The sequence below is a fragment of the Antrihabitans stalactiti genome (assembly GCF_012932915.1).
Taxonomy (GTDB): Bacteria; Actinomycetota; Actinomycetes; order Mycobacteriales; family Mycobacteriaceae; genus Antrihabitans; species Antrihabitans stalactiti.
The window spans coordinates 335829-352738 of the sequence record NZ_VCQU01000006.1 but is presented as its reverse complement, the minus strand read 5'-3'; the positions used below and the strand labels follow the sequence as shown (position 1 = coordinate 352738).

The window sequence follows — 16910 nt, the reverse complement described above, 5'->3', positions numbered from 1 at the left end:
ACCCCGGGGTGAAATTCACGCACGGTAGTAGGGCGACAGCCGCAGCATCGACCGTGCCACCAACGGACCGAGCAACGGCATCGCGTGGCGCTTCCATCCCAAGGTCGCTGCGATGTCGGCGGTGATCTTGTCGAAGTCGTAGCGCTGGTAGCGCAGCAGCCGCTGGCTTTCTGCGGTGTCGACCCAGTCTGTGGCATAGGGCTTTTCGCTGAACGCGGAGTCCGGTAGCGGTCGGAGCCCGAGCGCGCCGAGCATCTTCGTCATGAACTCCCGGTAGGTCACCTGGCAACCGTCGCCACCGCCGATGAACAGCGTCTTACCCCAGATCTCGTCGGTTTCGAGGGCATTCGCCATCGCCACGGCCGCGTCGTCGGGATGAAGCACCTCGATCCGGTTGTCGAGGCCGATCTCGAACATGATCGGCTCGGCGCGACGCGCCCCCATGATCGGCACGTCGGCGAAACGCGGAATGAACCACGTCAGCGCGGACTTGCGGACCATCGCCTCGCCATCGATCTTGTGCTGGCTGTAATGGTCGATCGCAGCCAACGGATCGTCGACGTGCCGGGGCGGCGGCTTGTCGAGAGTGTTGCCGTGGACATCGAAGGTCGACGCGAAGACCAACTTTGGCGGGATGGGTTGCATTTCGCATGCCGCAATCACATTCGCCGTGCCGTCGACGTTCACCTGCTTCGCGACCGCGGGGCGTTCCTCGCTCCCGGGCGGAATCATGGCGGCAAAGTGCAGCACCACCTCGACGCCGGCCACTGCGCGGTTGACCGCAACCGGATCGCGGATATCCGCCCAACGAATATCGCGTACGGACCGAAATTCTCGTGCCCGCCGGACCTCTGTCGGTGTTTCCAACGAGAAGCACCGCACGTCGTGACCGCGCCGAAGCAACTCGGTCAGCGTGTGCGAACCGATGTTGCCAAAGGCGCCGGTGAGGAGAAGCTTCACTTGTGCTGGCGGATCGTGCCGCGCCCGGCAACCAACGGAATGTCCAGTGCGGACACCACTCCGGGCGCTAGGTCGTCGAGTGCGGGGATCGCGTTGACCGCTCGCATACCGGTCGCAAGGCAGCCACCGGTGATCGGGTCGCCGTCGAGTTCGCCGCGAAACACGGTCTCCTGTGTGATGTTCGGGCTGCCCTTGATCTCGACGCGGTAGGCGTCGTTCTCGACCGAAGTCGCCGTCGGCCAATGTGGCGCCGCAGCATTCGTGATGCGGTTGACGTGTTCGATGATGATCTTCGCCTCGTCGCCGACCCACCCGCGGATCTCGAAACGGACCGCCGCGCACTGGCCCGGTTCTATGACGCCGAACGGATAGACGATCGGCTCGGTTGCAGGCCATTTCTCGTACACGGTGTCGATGCGGTCCAACTCGACGCCGACCGCGTCCGCGATCATCGGAATCGTATGGCCCCACGCGAACACCAGAATCTCCGGAACTTCGAGAATGGCCTTCTTGTCGACGGGGACACCGAAGCCCATCGTCGAGCTGTAATCACCTGCGTAAGTCGCGTAGTCCAGCAGTTCTTGGACGCGCACGCTGTCGACGCGTCCGCACAGCCCGAGCAGCGTCATCGGGAAGAGGTCGTTGGCGAAGCCCGGGTCGATACCCGTTGTGAAGCACGACTTTCCGCCATCTCGGCAGGCCTGTTCCAGTGGCTCGATCAGCGCAGGTATGCACGCTTTCGGATAGACGAACGGCGTCATGGCCGTCGACACGACATGCTTTCCCGCGCGCAGCGCCTTCGACATGTTCGCGATGTTCACGTCGGCATACGCCGCGGTGGGGCCGAAGTATGCGACCGCGTCGGCATCGACTGCCAATGCTGCGTCGACGTCTGTCGTCGCCGCCAGACCGACCGGCTCACCACCCACGAGGTCGCCGACATCGCGGCCGTCCTTTTCCGGATCGTGGACGATCACCCCGGCCAGCTCGAACGTCGGGTGATCGAGCAACTCACGGATGACAAGCTTCCCGACCACGCCGGTTCCCCACACGATCACCTTGTGCGACACGCTTTTACACCCTCTCAGCGGAAGTATTCACCGGCATTTACGAAAAGTGTTTGCCCAGTGAGCATCCGGGCATAGTCGGAGGAGAAGAAAACGACGGCGTTCGCGACATCGCCGTCCTCGGGAATCTCGCCGAGTGGCATGTTCCGCGTGATCTTGGCTTTGATCGCGTCCTCCGGCACGTTGCGCTGCTTCGCGGTCATTGATACGTACAGCTCGACGTTCGGTCCCCACATCCACGTCGGCACAACCATATTGACGCGAATCTTCTTCGGGCCCAGCTCGCGCGCAAGGGAGAACATCGCCGAGTGCAATGCGCCTTTCGACGTCGAGTACGCCGCTTGCGGCAACTGCGGGTGGAACGACGACTGGGTGCCGATGAACACCACAGACCCGCCCTGTTTCTCGAGTTCGGGCAGCGCCGCCTGGGTCAACTGCAGCGTGCCGATGACGTTGGTATCCAACATCGCTCGCCATTGTTCGAGATCGCCACCAGCCAGCCCACCGAACACGTCTTCCTTGGCAGCGACGTTGACCAATGCATCGACCTGACCGAATTTTGTTGCTGCAGTGGCGATCAACCCTGTGCAAGACGTCTTGTCGACGATATCGGTAACGGCGTAAGCGACTCGCTCCCCCGACGGGTCGATCTCGTCGGCCACCTTCTGCAAGTTCGATTCGCTCCGAGCACCGAGCACGACGTTCGCGCCGTCTCGACTGGCAGCCAACGCCACCTCGCGACCCAACCCGGTGCCGACGCCTGATACGACGACGGTCTTCCCGTCGAGCAACTTTGCCATTTTCATAACGTAACGCGGCGTAACGATTTATTCAACGTTACGCCGCGTTACGATTTTGCCGATGACCGAAAAACTGCCCGGTAGACCGCGAGACCCCGGCATCGACGATGCCGCGCTGGCCGCTGCCCGGGAACTCCTCGCCGAAGTCGGTTGGGAGCAAACGACTATGGTCGCCATCGCCGAGCGGGCGGGAGTAGGTAAGCCCGCGTTGTATCGCAGGTGGCCTTCGAAAACGCAACTGATCTTCGAGGCGGTCTTCAACTGGATGACGGAACCGGTAGCCGTCGCCGACGCCCCGGACTCCACGGAGTGGATCCAACGATCGTTCGCCTACACCCTGGACCTGTTCGCACGCCCTGAGGTCCAAGCAGCGCTACCAGGACTACTCGCCGCCCTGCACGACAACCCGGACCTGCAGTCGAGCCTGTGGCGCGAGTTCGGCGCACCGGGGATCGACATGCTCGGCGAGACGTTGCAGGGCGAAGGCGCTGGTTCCGAGGCCGCGCTGGACGCGCAGGCGACGATGGTCCTGATCATCGGCTCCAGCATGATCGTCCGGCTGTTGCTTTCCGGCGAGAACGCGGCCGCGGTGGCGGCCAGGCTCCCCCGGATAGTCAATCCCCTGTGACGGCGCCGGACGTTGTGAGCACCCAAGCGAATTCGAATGCGGCTTCCTTCCACCGCGCGTAGCGTCCGCTCACGCCACCATGCCCGGCAGTCATCTCGGTCTTGAGCAGCAGCGGCGAGTCGCCGGTCTTCGTGGCACGCAGCTTCGCCACCCATTTCGCAGGCTCGACGTAGAGCACGCGCGTGTCGTTGATGCTGGTGATCGCCAGAATCGCCGGATAGTCCATCGCCGCGACGTTCTCGTACGGCGAGTAGGACTTCATGTATTCGTAGACTTCCTTGTCCGCCAAGGGATTACCCCACTCGTCCCATTCGATGACGGTGAGGGGTAGCGACGGATCGAGAATCGACGTCAGCGGGTCGACGAAGGGCACGTTCGCGATGATGCCCGCAAACATCTCCGGCGCAATGTTGGCGACCGCACCCATCAGCAGACCACCGGCACTGCCACCTGAGGCGACCATGTGTTCCGGGGTTGTGATTCCGGCGTCGACGAGGTGGCGGGCGACATCGACGAAGTCGGTAAACGTGTTCTTCTTCGTCAGCGTCTTGCCGTGCTCGTACCAGAGGCGGCCCATTTCGCCGCCGCCGCGAACGTGAGCGACAGCCAAGATCATGCCGCGGTCCAACAGCGAGAGCCGGGCAACCGAGAAACCCGGATCCTGGCTCGCCTCGTACGAGCCGTAGCCGCTGAGAATCACCGGCGCGGGTCCGCCGCCCAACACGCCCTTGCGCGCGACCAGAGAGACCGGGATCTTGGTGCCATCCGACGCCGTCGCCCAATCACGTTGCTGCTCGTAGTCTTTCGCGTCGTATCCACCGAGCACCGGCTGCTGCTTGCGAAGCAGGAGTTCACCGGTATCGAGCACGTAATCGAACACCTGGGTCGGCGTGATGAACGACGTCAGACCGATACGGACCGTTCGCTGCTCCCATTCGGGGTTCGCCGACATCCCGACCGAGTACAGCTCCAGGTCGAAGTCCAGTTCGGCCCGCTCGCCGTAACCGGTCTCGGTCAGCGGCCAGATTGCCAATCGCGTCAGCGCTTCCCGTCGGTAGCTCAGTACCAGGTGGGTCGCGAACGCGTCGACCTCCTCGATTCGCACATCGTCGCGGTGCTCGATGAGCGTCGTCGTGTTCGACGGATCGGAAACAGGCGCGTCGGCGAGCACGAAGTTCTCGGCTTTCACACCGTCGACGACGTCGTTGTGCAGGATCAGAAACCGATCCTCACCACCGACGACCGCATGTTCGACGCTGTATTCGACACCTTCGCGGCGCGGGAGGATCACCCTGAATTCGCCTTCGGGATCGGAGCTTTCGAGCATCCGTCCCTCGGTCGTGATCTTGGAGCCGATCCAGATCATGAGGTACTTCTCGCTGCGCGTGGAGCCGACGCCCACCCAGTACCGCTCGTCCGGCTCGTAGAACACCTTGACGTCGTCGTCCTTGGCAGTGCCGAGCTTGTGCCGCCACACAGTGTCGGGCCGCCAGGAGTCGTCGACCGTCAGATAGAAGACGTGCGACCCATCGAGCGACCAAGTGACACCGGCGGATGTCCCCGCAACTTCGTCCGGGAGCAACTCCCCCGTCCGCAGATCCTTGAATCGCAACGTATAGCGCTCGTCGCCGACGACGTCGACCGAGTACGCGAGCATCGTGCCGTCATGGCTCAGCGAGAAAGCGCCGAGTGCGAAGAATTCGTGACCGTCGGCCAGCACATTGCTGTCGAGCAGAATTTGCTCGTTCGGTACCGCCAGCGAAGCGGTCAGTTCCGGTGGCGTCCAGTCCTCCGGACCGCTGATCGGGCACCGGCAATGCACACCGTATTGCTTGCCCTCGAAACTACGGGAGTAGTACCAGAACTCGCCCATCCGGGTCGGCACCGACAGATCGGTTTCCTGCGTGCGCGCCTTGATCTCGGCGAAGATCTGCTCGCGCAGCGGCTGCAAATGCTTCGTCTGCTCGTCGGTGTAGGCGTTCTCAGCCTCCAGATAGGCGACGACCTCGGCATCGTCCTTGTCGCGAAGCCACTCGTACTCGTCGACGAAGGTATCGCCATGGTGCGTACGGGCGAATGGAACCTTCTTCGCGATCGGAGCGTCAGCAGACATGCCGTCCACCGTAGCGGACGGGCCTAACGCACCCAGTCGGCGAACGACAGTCCTGAGATTGTCTCGTACGCCTCGATGTAGCGAGCACGCGTCGCAGCGACGACCTCGTCCGGCAACGGCGGTGGCGGTCCGTCGGCATCACGGTCCCAGCCCGAATCGGGTCCGGTGAGCCAGTCGCGAACGTACTGCTTGTCGAAGCTGGGCTGCGGCGCTCCGACCTTGTAGCTGTCGGCGGGCCAGTAGCGCGACGAGTCCGGCGTCAACACCTCGTCGGCGAGAACGAGGTTGTTGTTCTTGTCGAGACCGAATTCGAACTTCGTGTCCGCCAGAATGACACCCCGCGCCTCGGCGTAACTCGACGCACGGAAGTAGATGTCGAGAGTGTCCTCGCGAAGCTTGACCGCCAGTTCCGGGCCGAGTTGGTCGACGACCGCCTGAAAGTCGATGTTCAGATCGTGTTCGCCGATATCCGCCTTGGTCGCGGGCGTAAAGATCGGATCGACCAGTTTGCTGCCCTCGACCAGGCCGGCGGGCAGTTTGATGCCGCACACCGCGCCGGTCTTCTGGTAATCGCGCAGCCCGGACCCGACGAGGTAGCCACGCGCGACGCATTCGATGGGGATCATCTTGAGGCGCTTGACCACCATCGCTCGGCCGCGGACCTCGTCCGGGATGCGGGCGTCGTCAGGTTCGCCAGCAAGATGGTTCGTCCCACCGAGGACGTCGAAGAAGAAAAAGCTCATCGCGGTCAAGACTCGACCCTTGTCAGGGATCGGGGTGCTCAAGACGTGGTCGTACGCAGAAATGCGGTCGCTCGCGACGAGCAGCATGTGTTCGTCGTCGATCGCGTACAGATCACGGATCTTTCCACCGGCGAGGTACGGGTACGAAGACAAAGTGGGGCGCACTCAAGGCACCCTATCGGTCCGGGGTCGGCGACGCGCAATTGTCATCACATCCGCAGCGCAATGCCGGTGAGTCGCGGCGTGCGGGTCGCGGGCGTGGCCGAAGTAATGTCTGCTCATGTCCTCGCGCATCAGACATGTCCTCGTCGTTGCCGCGCTCGCCGCCGCTCCCATGATCGGGCTTGCATCGCCCGCTCAGGCGTGCGCGTGCGGTGGTGTGGTCAGCCCCGATGCCAGCGCGAGCGTCGCGGACGAAACCGCGTTGGTTCGGTGGAACGGTTACGAAGAAACGATTGTGCTGAAGCTCGGGCTCGAATCCGACGCCGACAACGCAGCGTTGGTCGTGCCGACGCCGACACCGGCGCGGGTTGCGGCAGGCAAGACCGCCACCTTCGACGAACTACAACGACTCACTGCTCCGCGGGTCGAGACGAAGAACGAATGGTGGGAAGCCATCGGGACGTCGTCCCCGGATTCGGACGGCGCCACGGCAGCCGCACCCCTGGGAAGTGCACCCCACGTGCTCGCGCAGGTCCAGCTCGGACCTCTGGAGGCGACCACGCTGGCCGGCGGCGACCTCACCGGATTGCAGACCTGGCTGTCGACCAACGGCTATGCAATGAAGCCCGAGGTCACGCAATCGCTCGCGCCATACGTCTCCGAGGGCTGGGCATTCGTGGCGATGCGGCTGACCAGCACGAAACCGCTGAACGGTGACCTGGATCCGGTCCAGCTCACTTTTGCGTCGGACCACTTCGTCTACCCGATGCGGATGTCGGCAGCGGCAACGAAACCCCAGTCGGTGCGGATCTACGCACTGGCGGATCGCCGAGTCGAGCGCCGTGACGTCGACGCACAGAACCAGCAGGTACGGACCACGTTCGCCGGCCCGATCGCACACGTCGAGGACCCCGACCTCGCCGCGCTGGTCGGCGACGGCACCTACCTCACCTCGTTCACCACCTACATCGGCGAACCGTCGAAGATCACGTCCGACTTCTTGCTCGGCCCCGCGAAGAATGGTGACGACTACCAGCAAGTGACATACGTGCGGCACGAAGTCCGCATCCTCGGCATCATGGCCGGACCGTTCCTGACCGGCGTTGCACTGTTCGTCCTTGTCGACCTGTTCGTGCTCTCGTGGGTGATCAGGCGCGGGAGGAGTCGCCGGGCAGAGCGCGCTTGATCGACGACGCCAGGTAATCGAGGTCCGGTCGGCGCGGGCTCGTCGGTCGCCCGCGGAGCCCGAAGCCGTCGCCAGCTTTCCGCGGAATCACGTGCAAATGGACGTGAAAAACCTCTTGACCGGCCGTGACGCCGTCGGCCAGGAAGAAGTTGACCCCGTCACAGCCGACCTCGCTCTCACGCAAGGCCGCGGCGAGCAGCTGACCGACTTGGAACAGCCTGCCGCCGATCGCCGGGTCGAGCTCGGCGAGGCTGCTCGCCGGGACCTTCGGAATCACGAGGAGGTGGCCCGGCGTGAACGGCCGGATATCCATGAAAGCCAGGACGTCGTCGTCCTCGTACACCCGGCTCGCCGGCGCGCGACCGGCGATGATCTCAGCGAAAATCGTCACAACGGACCTCCGGTCATTGTGAGTCTTTTTGGAGTCCAGGGACTCCAAAAAGACTCACAAGGGTATGAGCTAAAGAATCGGCGAGGGGACGTAGCGGGCTGCGTCGGGGTATTCGTCGGCAAGCTTTTGCACAGCTGCGACGACAGCCGTCACCTGCGCCTCCGCGGCGCCGATGAACGCGGACCGATCGGCAAGCGCCGCGTCGAGCTGGGCGCGGTCGAGCGGGAAGCGATCGTCGGCAGCGAGCCGGTCCAGCAGGTCGGGCTCGCGACCTTGCTCGCGCATCGCCAAGGCGACCGCGACCGCGTGCTCCTTGATGACCTCGTGCGCCGTTTCACGTCCGACGCCTGCCCGTACTGCAGCAATCAACATCCGGGTGGTGGCGAGGAACGGCAAGTAGCGGTCCAACTCGCGGGCGATGACGGCCGGGTATGCCCCGAATTCGGCGAGGACCGTGAGGAACGTCTCCATCAAACCGTCGATGGCAAAGAAGGCGTCCGGCAAGGCAACTCGACGCACAACGGAGCAGAAGACATCACCTTCGTTCCACTGCGCGCCTGCAAGTTCGGCTGCCATCGAGCCATAACCGCGCAGCACCACCTGCAGACCGTTCACCCGCTCACACGAGCGCGTATTCATCTTGTGCGGCATCGCGGAAGAACCGACCTGGCCTGGCTGGAAGCCCTCGGTGACGAGTTCGTGGCCTGCCATCAGCCGGACCGTGTGCGCAAACGACGACGGACCAGCCGCAACTTGCACGAGTGCCGAGACGACCTCGTGGTCGAGCGAACGTGGATAGACCTGGCCGACACTGGTCAGCACGTTCGCAAACCCGAGATGGGTAGCGACCTTGCGCTCCAGGGCATCGAGCTTCGCGGGGTCGCCGTCGAGCAGGTCGAGCATGTCTTGCGCCGTCCCCATCGGCCCCTTGATGCCACGCAGTGGGTAGCGGTCGATCAGCTCCCGCACCCGCGTCAGCGCCACGAGCAGTTCGTCAGCGGCCGACGCGAAGCGCTTGCCGAGGGTCGTCGCCTGAGCTGCGACGTTGTGTGACCGCCCGGCCATGACGAGCATCTGATACTCGGTCGCCCGCTCGGCCAAGCGCGCCGCGATAGCAACGCCGTGCGCATGAACATGCTCGAGCGAGCGCTTGATCTGCAGCTGCTCGACGTTCTCGGTGAGGTCGCGGCTGGTCATGCCCTTGTGAACGTGTTCATGACCGGCGAGAGCGTTGAACTCCTCGATCCGGGCCTTCACATCGTGGCGCGTGACGCGTTCGCGTTCGGCGATCGACGCGAGGTCGACCTGTTCGAGCACACGCTCGTAATCCGCCACCGCCTCGGCGGGCACCGCGACACCGAGTTCGCTCTGCGCCCGCAACACCTCGAGCCACAGCTGCCGCTCGAGCACGATCTTGTATTCGGGAGACCACAGGGCCACCAACTCGGGGCTGGCGTAGCGGGTAGCAAGAACATTAGGAACAGGCACAGAGCTATTTTGCCCTGCTTGCGGCTACCGGCTTACCTGCGGGGCGACGATGTCGATTACCTCGAGCAGCGCGCCTTTGGCGATACGGCGCGGGTCCGGATCCACTTCGCTGAGCGCGCCGACCACCGCACCGTCCACGATCGCGACGAGCCGACGAAGTTGCTCCTGCCGGACTGCGCGTCCGGACCGGCGCAAAACATCCGCGAGGAGGTCGTCGAGTTGGGCGCGCATCCTGAGTTGGACGTCGCGTAGCTCCGGATGACGGGCAGACGCGACAAATCGCTCGTATCGGACGATCAGTTGCTCGCGTGAGTTCACATCGGCGCCGTTTGGTCCGACCAACAGGTCGACGATGAGGTCGACTGTCGCTTCGGCGCCTCGACGGCGGTGACTGACGACGCTGATGCGGTCGCGCATCAGCTCCAACTCCGCGGTACCGGTGAACTCGACTGCGCGAGCGATCAAGTCGTCGAGCGACTCGAAGTAATAGGTCGTCGACGCCAGGGGCAATTCCGCGCGAGTAGCTACCGATCGATGCCGGATCGCATCGAATCCACCTTCGAGCAAGAGTTCGGCCGCCGCTGCAACCAACGCTTGACGACGCCGTTCGCCCTTGGGGGTCGTCGCTGTGGTCACCCAGCAATGGTGCCAGTCGAACCGGGACTACCTGGGTGGAATGGCGAAGGCCACACCGACTTTGTAAAGCGATCGAAGAATCGGCCCCGCTTATGACCGAACGTGTTGCAATCTTTCCAGCGCTTCTTCGATCTCGACGGTCGCGCCGGCAAACGAAAACCGAACGGTCCGTGAACCTCTCGCCGTGTCGAAGTCCACGCCCGGGGCGAGCGCAATGCCGGTGTCGGCGAGGACCTGGCGACACCAACCGGTCGAGTCGGCGGTGAGGTGGCCGATATCGGCGTAGACGTAGAACGCGCCGTCTGCGGGTGCCAGCTCCGAAATTCCCAATTCGGGCAGCCCGTTCAGCAACAGGGCCCGGTTCGTCGCGTACCGCCGAACGTGCGAATCCAGTTCGGCTTTCGATTCTGCGGTGAAAGCCGCGATCGCGGCATGCTGCGAGATTGCAGGCGGACACACCGTCATGTTCGACGCCAACCGCTGCAGCGCACGCCGGAGTCCGGTCGGCACCAACATCCAGCCGAGCCGCCAGCCGGTCATGGAGAAGTACTTGGAAACCGAACCGATGACGACGGATTCGCGCGATGTTTCCCAGGCACACGACGTCGTCGCCGCATCGTTGTAGGTGATGCCGTGGTAGATCTCGTCCGAAATAAGAAGGGTCCCATGGTCGTCGCACCATCGAGCAATCGCGGCGAGCTCGGCCGGGTCGATGACGGTGCCCGTCGGGTTTGCCGGACTGGCGACGACGAGCCCTGCGGGCGGCGCGGGCAGATTGTCGAGCATCGCGACGGTCGGCTGGAACCTGGTCTCCGCACCGCAATCGATCTCGATCACGTTGCACCCAAGTGCGGCAAGGGTATTGCGATAGGCCGGGTATCCCGGGCGCGCGACGACCACCGTGTCGCCCACATCGAACGCCGCGAGAAAGATCAGCGTGAAGGCGCCCGACGATCCGGTGGTGACGACGACGTCGTCGGCATCGACAACCACGCCGGACACCGAACGGTGGTGTTCGGCGATCGCGGCCCGTAGCGGTTCGATCCCGAACGTCTCGGTATAGCCGAGCAGTTCGTGGTCGAGTGCCTCCCTGGTTGCGCGCAATACCGGAGCCGGAGCTGGCGTAGACGGCTGACCGGCTGCCAGCGACAACAGGTCGCCATGCGTTCGTGCGCGTTCGGTCGCCGCCTTCCACACGTCCATGACGTGGAACGGTTCGACTTGGGATCGAATGGATTCTGAGCGCACACTGCGACGCTAGCGGCTGCGCACCCGTCGGGTAGCAACCGTGTATCAGTTCGGCAGTATGACGTTCCTGTCATTTGGGTCCTGTTATCGTCGGCAACGTATGCCTGCAGGCAGGCACGTTTCGATCGAAGGGCATGGCTTGCTAGGCCGAACCCGAGTAATGCTCGTGGTAATCGCTGCCGCGGCAGTCCTCGCTGCCTCCGACACCTCACACATCCGGACCGGTCCCGCGACCGCGACCGTGCCCGGCGTCGCACCGGCTGCATTCGCGCGCTCCGCCGACGTCGAGCCTCTCGACCTCGACCACGACTTACAGGTCCATATTCAGCCGAGGTCGAATCACTCGTACTTGAAGCAGATCGACAAGGGCGAGCGAATGCGCGAGCAGAAGGTCGTCGAAGCTGCGGCACGGGCGACCCTTGCCCGCGCAAAGGCCGAGGCTGCGGCCGCGATTGCCGGGGAATGGCAGCCGTGGCTCGCCGGCGCGGGTGCAAACGGGACACTTGCGGGAATCGGCGGCTACTCGCTGCCGGCCAAAGGCGCATTCACGTCGGGGTTCGGTCAGCGCTGGGGCGTCTTGCACGCGGGCATCGATATCGCGGGGCCGATCGGCACACCGATCTATGCAGTGTCGAGCGGCACGGTCATCGACGCGGGTCCCGCCAGCGGATTCGGGCTGTGGGTCCGAATCAAGCACGACGACGGCGCGATCACCGTCTACGGCCATCTCTACGACTTCTTCGTGTCGGTCGGCGAGCGAGTCCCAGCAGGATTGCAAATCGCCCGGATGGGCAACCGAGGCGATTCGACGGGCCCGCACCTGCATTTCGAGGTCATTTTGGCGGGCCAGCATGTGGACCCACAAAGCTGGCTCGCCCTGCACGGCATACAGGTCGGCTGACCAGGCGTCGGCGCAACGCGTCCGGAGCTACGGAAGTTGGATGCGCCCCTCGGCAGCGGCCAGACCGATATCGGTCCGGAAATGGCCGCCTGCGAGTTTGACCTTGCCGAGCTTCGCGTAGGCGTCGGTCCGTGCGCTGCCGAGGTCTGCGCCGACGCCCACAACGCTCAACACGCGCCCGCCTGCGGATACGACCGCGCCGTCCGGACGCCGTTCCGTGCCTGCATGGAGAACACCTTCGGCATCCGCGCCCGTGATCACGTCGCCCGTGCGTGGGCGTCCCGGATAGTTCTCGGCAGCCAGCACGACCGTGACAGCAGCGCCGTCGCGCCACCGAAGCGCAGGAACGGACGCAAGGGTGCCGGTAGCGGTCGCGCGCAGGAGTTCGGCGAATGGACTGTCCAGCAAAGCGAGGACCGCTTGGGTCTCCGGATCACCGAAACGGCAGTTGAACTCGACGACCGCAGGTCCGTCGGCGCCCATGGCCAGGCCCGCGTACAGCAACCCCGAGAACGGACAGCCGCGCGCGACAAGTTCCGCAGCGACCGGTCGCACGGTGTCTTCGACGATCCGCTCGACGGCATCGTCGGGCAGCCACGACAGCGGTGTGTACGCACCCATGCCGCCGGTGTTCGGACCGCTGTCACCGTCGCCCACTCGCTTGTGGTCCTGCGCGGGCAGCAGCGGGACGACAGTGTCGCCGTCGACCAGGCAGAACAGCGACACCTCGGGTCCGTCCAGGAACGACTCGATGAGAACCGGATGACCACGCTCCAGCAGGTCGGCGGCATGATCGCGTGCTGCGGAGCGATCAGGCGTCACGACGACGCCCTTGCCGGCCGCGAGACCGTCGTCCTTGACCACCCACGTCGGACCGAACCGGTCCAGCGCCGCGTCGAGTTGCGCTGGACTGTCGACGATTTCGGTCCGTGCGGTCCGTACACCGGCCGCAGCCATCACGTCCTTGGCGAACGCCTTCGAGCCTTCGATTCGCGCGGCCGCCGCCGACGGACCGAAGCAATCGATGCCCGCAGCACGCACAGCGTCGGCGACACCGAGCACCAGCGGCACCTCTGGACCGATGACGACGAGATCGGCGCCGACCTTCTTCGCCAGCGCGACGACCTGGTCGCTCGACGACGGGTCGACCGAGTGCGTCTCCACCAGGTTGGCGATTCCGGCGTTGCCGGGAGCGCACAACGCGGCCGAGACCGCGGGGTCGCGGGTCAACGCCAGGACGAGAGCATGTTCACGGGCTCCAGAGCCGATCACGAGTACGCGCACGCCGTCGAGCCTAGGGCGTGTCGCTCATTTCGGAGCCGTGAGGTCATAGAGCTGCACGCCGTCGACGTCCGTCACGGTGAAGTTGGCTTCGACCCATCGCGTGATCGTCGACGATCCGCGGGCCTCGTCTCCGCCCATTCGACCCATCCCGCTGGCGATGAAGTAGTGCACCTTGCCTTCCGAAACGTACTGCTTGAACTGGTCGAGCGTGGGCGACGGATCGGTTCCGTTGAAGCCGCCGATCGGCATCACGGGCAGTTCAGTCGCCAGTTGGTACCCGGCCGCACTGTTTGCGCCCACCGTCGCCGCGACCCACGTATAGGCGCCGCTGTTCTGTTCGAGCAGCTCGATCATGCGGTCGCTCGGCTTACTGCCCATCAGCAAGTTGCCTGCTCCCCCGAACATTTGCTCCATCATTTCCGGCATTCCCGCCCGCCCGTTCGGCCTCGGCGCCCCATCACCTGGCATACCCGGCAGATCGCGACCGCCTGGGAAGCCGAAGCCGGAATCGACGTTGGGTCCCGCCGACACGATGGCGCCTTGCCGTGCCCGTCCGACGGTCTCCGCGGCGTACGCGGTTGGGCCAGCGAGGCCGACGAACAGCGCCGCCAGAACAACTGCCGTCGTGAGTCTTTTTGGAGTCCATAGACTCCAAAAAGACTCACAAGCAATGAGGATGACGCCGACCAAGGTAAACCCTGCGACGACCCAGCGAAGCCAGGGCACGAAATCGGGGCTGCGGTTCAGCAGAATCCACGACGTCACACCAGTGAGCACCAGGGTCGCGGCGAAGACGACGCGCACCCAGATCTGTTCGCGCCGTTGCCATGCCAGCACGGACCCGGATCCGACGAGTGCGGCGACCGCAGGCGCGAGCGCAACTGTGTAGTACGAGTGGAAGATTCCCGCCATGAAGCTGAAGACAAGCCCGGTGACGAGCAGCCAGCCGCCCCACAGCACGAACGAGGCGCGACGCAGGTCCGTGCGAGACGCCCTGCCACGCAGAGTAATTCCGACCAGCATCAGGACGAGCGCAGCTGGAATCAACCACGCGATCTGACCGCCTTGCGCAGGGTCGAACATTCGCGTGATTCCCGACGAGCCCCACATGCTGTTGCCTCGGTTGCCAAAATCTGCGAATGCCGCTGGCATTTCGCCACCGCTCGGCACCACACTGCCACGCTCGTTGCCGTCGAGGCGGCCGAGCCCGTTGTAACCGATGGTGAGTTCCAGAATCGAATTATGTTGCGAGCCACCGATCCACGGTCGCGACGACGTCGGCCAGAGCTCGACCATGAGGAGCCACCATCCCGCAGACACCGCCATCGCGACGCCGGCGGCCAACAGCTGCAGCACTCGCTTGCCGAGTTTCGGCGGACCTGCGAGCAGGTACGTCAGCGCGAGCGGCGGGACCACAAGCATCACCGCCAGCTGCTTGGTGAGGAAACCGAAGCCGACGAAGACGCCGGTGACGACCAGCCACCTCGTGCGACCGTCCTCGACGCCGCGGAGCATCGCCCACGCCGCGCCGATCATCAGAAACACAAGCAGCGCATCGGGATTGTTGAAACGGAACATCAAGACCGCGACGGGCGTCAACGCGAGGACCAAGCCGGACAGCAGACCGGCCGCAGCGCCGAAGTACCGGCGCACAGTCGCCCACAGCAACGCAACTGAGCCGACGCCGAGCAACGCTTGGGGAATCAGAATGCTCCAACTGCTCAGACCGAACACCCGGACCGACAGGGCCATGAGCCACAGCGACGCAGGTGGTTTGTCGACGGTGATGGAGTTCGCCGCATCCGAGGAGCCGAACAGGAAGGCTTTCCACGAGACCGAACCAGCTTGTGCTGCGGCCGAATAGAACGAGTTTGCCCATCCCGCAGCACCGAGGCCCCACACGTACGCCACAGCCGTGGCGATGAGTAGGGCCGCGAGAGCGTAACGCTCCCACTGTCTTCGGCGGTGCCTCGGTTCCGGTGCGGCTACGGGCAGCGGCGCGGTCATCGTCGCACTCATCGGACCACCGACTCGTTGTTGCGGAACACCCAACGCAGTCCGACGAATCGAATGATCGTCGCGACCAGGTTCGCCGTAACCAGGACCGCCAACTCCACATGCTTCGTCGTCGACGGTGCCCATTGGTGCAACACCAGCAGCGATCCACTCGTCAGGGCCAACCCGACACCGAAGATCAGCAGTCCCTGCATCTGATGCTTGGCAGCATGCGCGGATCCGCGGACTCCGAAGGTAAACGCGCGGTTGGCCGCAGTATTCAGGATCGCCGTGACCAGCAGTGCGACGAAGTTCGCAGCCTGTGCACCGATCGCCGCGTGCAGGGTGAGATAGAGCAGCGCGTATGCGAGTGTGCTTGCCACGCCGACGATTCCGAACCGGACCAGCTGCCCGATCATTCCTCGCGGCACACCGGGAACCAGCGGCTCACGTCCGAGGCTGCGCCGCAGTTCGTCGAGCGGCAACGTGCCGAGCGCCAGCGCGCGGCCCAACCGCCACACGCCGAGCAAGTCCTTACGGACGGTGTCGACGATGTCGACCCGTGAGTCGGGGTCGTCGATCCAGTCGACAGGCACCTCGTGAATTCGCAACCCGATCCGCTCGGCGAGCACGAGCATCTCGGTGTCGAAGAACCACTCGCTGTCTTCGACGACGGGAAGCAGTTGACGTGCGACGGACGTCCGCATCGCTTTGAAGCCGCACTGCGCGTCGGAGAACTTGGTCTGCAACGACGCGTGGAGGATGAGGTTGTAACTGCGCGAGATGAATTCGCGCTTCGGACCGCGGACGACACGAGAGGTCCGGCTCAATCGCGAACCGATCGCAACGTCGGAGTGCCCGGAAACCAACGGTGCGACCAACGGCATCAGGGCATTGAGGTCCGTCGACAGGTCGACGTCCATGTAGGCGACGACGGCCGCGTCGGATGCGCACCACGCCGACCGCAACGCCCGCCCTCGGCCTTTCTCGTCGAGGTGGAGCACCCGAATCCCATCGAGCTCCAATGCGACCTTGTACGCTACCGCGAGCGTCGCGTCCGTACTCGCGTTGTCCGCGATGGTGATTCGGGCAGAGTAGGGCACCTCGGAGCTGAGAAAGCGGTGCAGTCTGCGCACGCACTCGTCAAGATCGGCTTCCTCGTTGTAGACGGGAATGACAATGTCGAGGGTCGGGCCGGACACGATGCCGACTCCCCCGCGCTCGGGCGCCGTCGCTGCTTTGATCATGGGGTCGACTTTGCTGTGGCAACCTCCGGCGATCCTGGGCCAAAGCTGACAGTTGGCTGGC

The 16910-nt window shown here is 64.3% G+C and carries 15 protein-coding genes; 3 read left to right on the top strand and 12 right to left on the bottom strand.

The genetic code is table 11. The features are described from left to right. Positions 1–15: 15 nt before the first annotated feature. The 3 genes from FGL95_RS18915 to FGL95_RS18905 are packed head-to-tail and all read right to left on the bottom strand — an operon-like array spanning position 16 to position 2827. Complete coding sequence (locus FGL95_RS18915; RefSeq protein ID WP_169589663.1) at positions 16–960, bottom strand: NAD-dependent epimerase/dehydratase family protein; 945 nt, start codon at positions 958–960, stop codon at positions 16–18. Beyond that, positions 957–2057, bottom strand: coding sequence for an NAD(P)H-dependent amine dehydrogenase family protein (locus tag FGL95_RS18910; protein ID WP_420838066.1), 1101 nt, complete (start codon positions 2055–2057; stop codon positions 957–959). The genes FGL95_RS18915 and FGL95_RS18910 overlap by 4 nt, the downstream gene beginning before the upstream one ends. Beyond that, positions 2045–2827 (bottom strand): SDR family oxidoreductase, encoded by a 783-nt coding sequence (locus FGL95_RS18905; RefSeq protein WP_169589659.1) that lies wholly within the window; start codon positions 2825–2827, stop codon positions 2045–2047. Before FGL95_RS18905 ends, FGL95_RS18910 begins: the two co-directional genes overlap by 13 nt. Before the next feature lie 61 nt (positions 2828–2888). Between FGL95_RS18905 and FGL95_RS18900 the strand changes: the two genes are divergently transcribed. Further along, positions 2889–3455 carry a TetR/AcrR family transcriptional regulator gene (locus FGL95_RS18900; protein ID WP_169589657.1) on the top strand — a complete coding sequence of 189 codons (567 nt, stop codon included), beginning with the start codon at positions 2889–2891 and terminating at the stop codon, positions 3453–3455. Here the strand turns inward: FGL95_RS18900 and FGL95_RS18895 are convergent. Both FGL95_RS18895 and FGL95_RS18890 read right to left on the bottom strand, forming a co-directional pair. After that, positions 3442–5568 carry a S9 family peptidase gene (locus tag FGL95_RS18895; protein ID WP_169589655.1) on the bottom strand — a complete coding sequence of 709 codons (2127 nt, stop codon included), beginning with the start codon at positions 5566–5568 and terminating at the stop codon, positions 3442–3444. The two genes, FGL95_RS18900 and FGL95_RS18895, sit on opposite strands and share 14 nt — an antisense overlap. A gap of 23 nt (positions 5569–5591) precedes the next feature. Continuing rightward, positions 5592–6476, bottom strand: a complete 885-nt coding sequence (locus FGL95_RS18890) for a phosphoribosylaminoimidazolesuccinocarboxamide synthase (RefSeq protein ID WP_169589653.1) — start codon at positions 6474–6476, stop codon at positions 5592–5594. Between the two features lie 115 nt (positions 6477–6591). On the opposite strand from FGL95_RS18890, the gene FGL95_RS18885 reads away from it, so the two are divergent. Then, complete coding sequence (locus FGL95_RS18885) at positions 6592–7659, top strand: DUF2330 domain-containing protein (protein WP_206072034.1); 1068 nt, start codon at positions 6592–6594, stop codon at positions 7657–7659. On the opposite strand, the gene FGL95_RS18880 is transcribed toward FGL95_RS18885, so the two are convergent. From FGL95_RS18880 to FGL95_RS18865, 4 genes are all read right to left on the bottom strand, one after another. Beyond that, positions 7622–8044 carry an HIT family protein gene (locus FGL95_RS18880; RefSeq protein ID WP_338079928.1) on the bottom strand — a complete coding sequence of 141 codons (423 nt, stop codon included), beginning with the start codon at positions 8042–8044 and terminating at the stop codon, positions 7622–7624. The genes FGL95_RS18885 and FGL95_RS18880 overlap by 38 nt on opposite strands. Positions 8045–8119: 75 nt before the next feature. Next, positions 8120–9538, bottom strand: coding sequence for an adenylosuccinate lyase (gene purB, locus FGL95_RS18875; protein ID WP_169589649.1), 1419 nt, complete (start codon positions 9536–9538; stop codon positions 8120–8122). A gap of 24 nt (positions 9539–9562) precedes the next feature. Then, the gene (locus FGL95_RS18870; RefSeq protein WP_169589647.1) at positions 9563–10174 is read right to left on the bottom strand and encodes a TetR/AcrR family transcriptional regulator; all 612 of its coding nucleotides are present in this window, start codon (positions 10172–10174) and stop codon (positions 9563–9565) included. 90 nt (positions 10175–10264) lie between these two features. Then, positions 10265–11422, bottom strand: coding sequence for an aminotransferase class I/II-fold pyridoxal phosphate-dependent enzyme (locus tag FGL95_RS18865; RefSeq protein WP_169589645.1), 1158 nt, complete (start codon positions 11420–11422; stop codon positions 10265–10267). Between the two features lie 100 nt (positions 11423–11522). On the opposite strand from FGL95_RS18865, the gene FGL95_RS32970 reads away from it, so the two are divergent. Continuing rightward, the gene (locus FGL95_RS32970; RefSeq protein ID WP_420838062.1) at positions 11523–12323 is read left to right on the top strand and encodes a M23 family metallopeptidase; all 801 of its coding nucleotides are present in this window, start codon (positions 11523–11525) and stop codon (positions 12321–12323) included. 27 nt (positions 12324–12350) lie between these two features. Here the strand turns inward: FGL95_RS32970 and purD are convergent, their stop codons facing one another. From purD to FGL95_RS18845, 3 genes are read right to left on the bottom strand one after another with little or no spacing between them, the layout of a single operon-like run. Further along, on the bottom strand, positions 12351–13607 hold the full coding sequence (purD, locus tag FGL95_RS18855) for a phosphoribosylamine--glycine ligase (protein WP_169589641.1): 1257 nt from the start codon (positions 13605–13607) through the stop codon (positions 12351–12353). A gap of 24 nt (positions 13608–13631) precedes the next feature. Further along, positions 13632–15626 carry a glycosyltransferase family 39 protein gene (locus FGL95_RS18850; RefSeq protein ID WP_169589639.1) on the bottom strand — a complete coding sequence of 665 codons (1995 nt, stop codon included), beginning with the start codon at positions 15624–15626 and terminating at the stop codon, positions 13632–13634. Next, positions 15623–16849, bottom strand: coding sequence for a bifunctional glycosyltransferase family 2/GtrA family protein (locus FGL95_RS18845; RefSeq protein ID WP_169589637.1), 1227 nt, complete (start codon positions 16847–16849; stop codon positions 15623–15625). The genes FGL95_RS18850 and FGL95_RS18845 overlap by 4 nt, the downstream gene beginning before the upstream one ends. Positions 16850–16910: the final 61 nt, after the last annotated feature.

Coding starts and splice junctions, on each gene's coding strand:
- FGL95_RS18905 (WP_169589659.1), bottom strand. CDS start 2,827: ATGGCAAAGTTGCTCGACGGGAAGACCGTCGTCGTATCAGGCGTCGGC.
- FGL95_RS18900 (WP_169589657.1), top strand. CDS start 2,889: ATGACCGAAAAACTGCCCGGTAGACCGCGAGACCCCGGCATCGACGAT.
- FGL95_RS18895 (WP_169589655.1), bottom strand. CDS start 5,568: ATGTCTGCTGACGCTCCGATCGCGAAGAAGGTTCCATTCGCCCGTACG.
- FGL95_RS18885 (WP_206072034.1), top strand. CDS start 6,592: ATGTCCTCGCGCATCAGACATGTCCTCGTCGTTGCCGCGCTCGCCGCC.
- FGL95_RS32970 (WP_420838062.1), top strand. CDS start 11,523: ATGCCTGCAGGCAGGCACGTTTCGATCGAAGGGCATGGCTTGCTAGGC.
- FGL95_RS18850 (WP_169589639.1), bottom strand. CDS start 15,626: ATGAGTGCGACGATGACCGCGCCGCTGCCCGTAGCCGCACCGGAACCG.
- FGL95_RS18845 (WP_169589637.1), bottom strand. CDS start 16,849: ATGATCAAAGCAGCGACGGCGCCCGAGCGCGGGGGAGTCGGCATCGTG.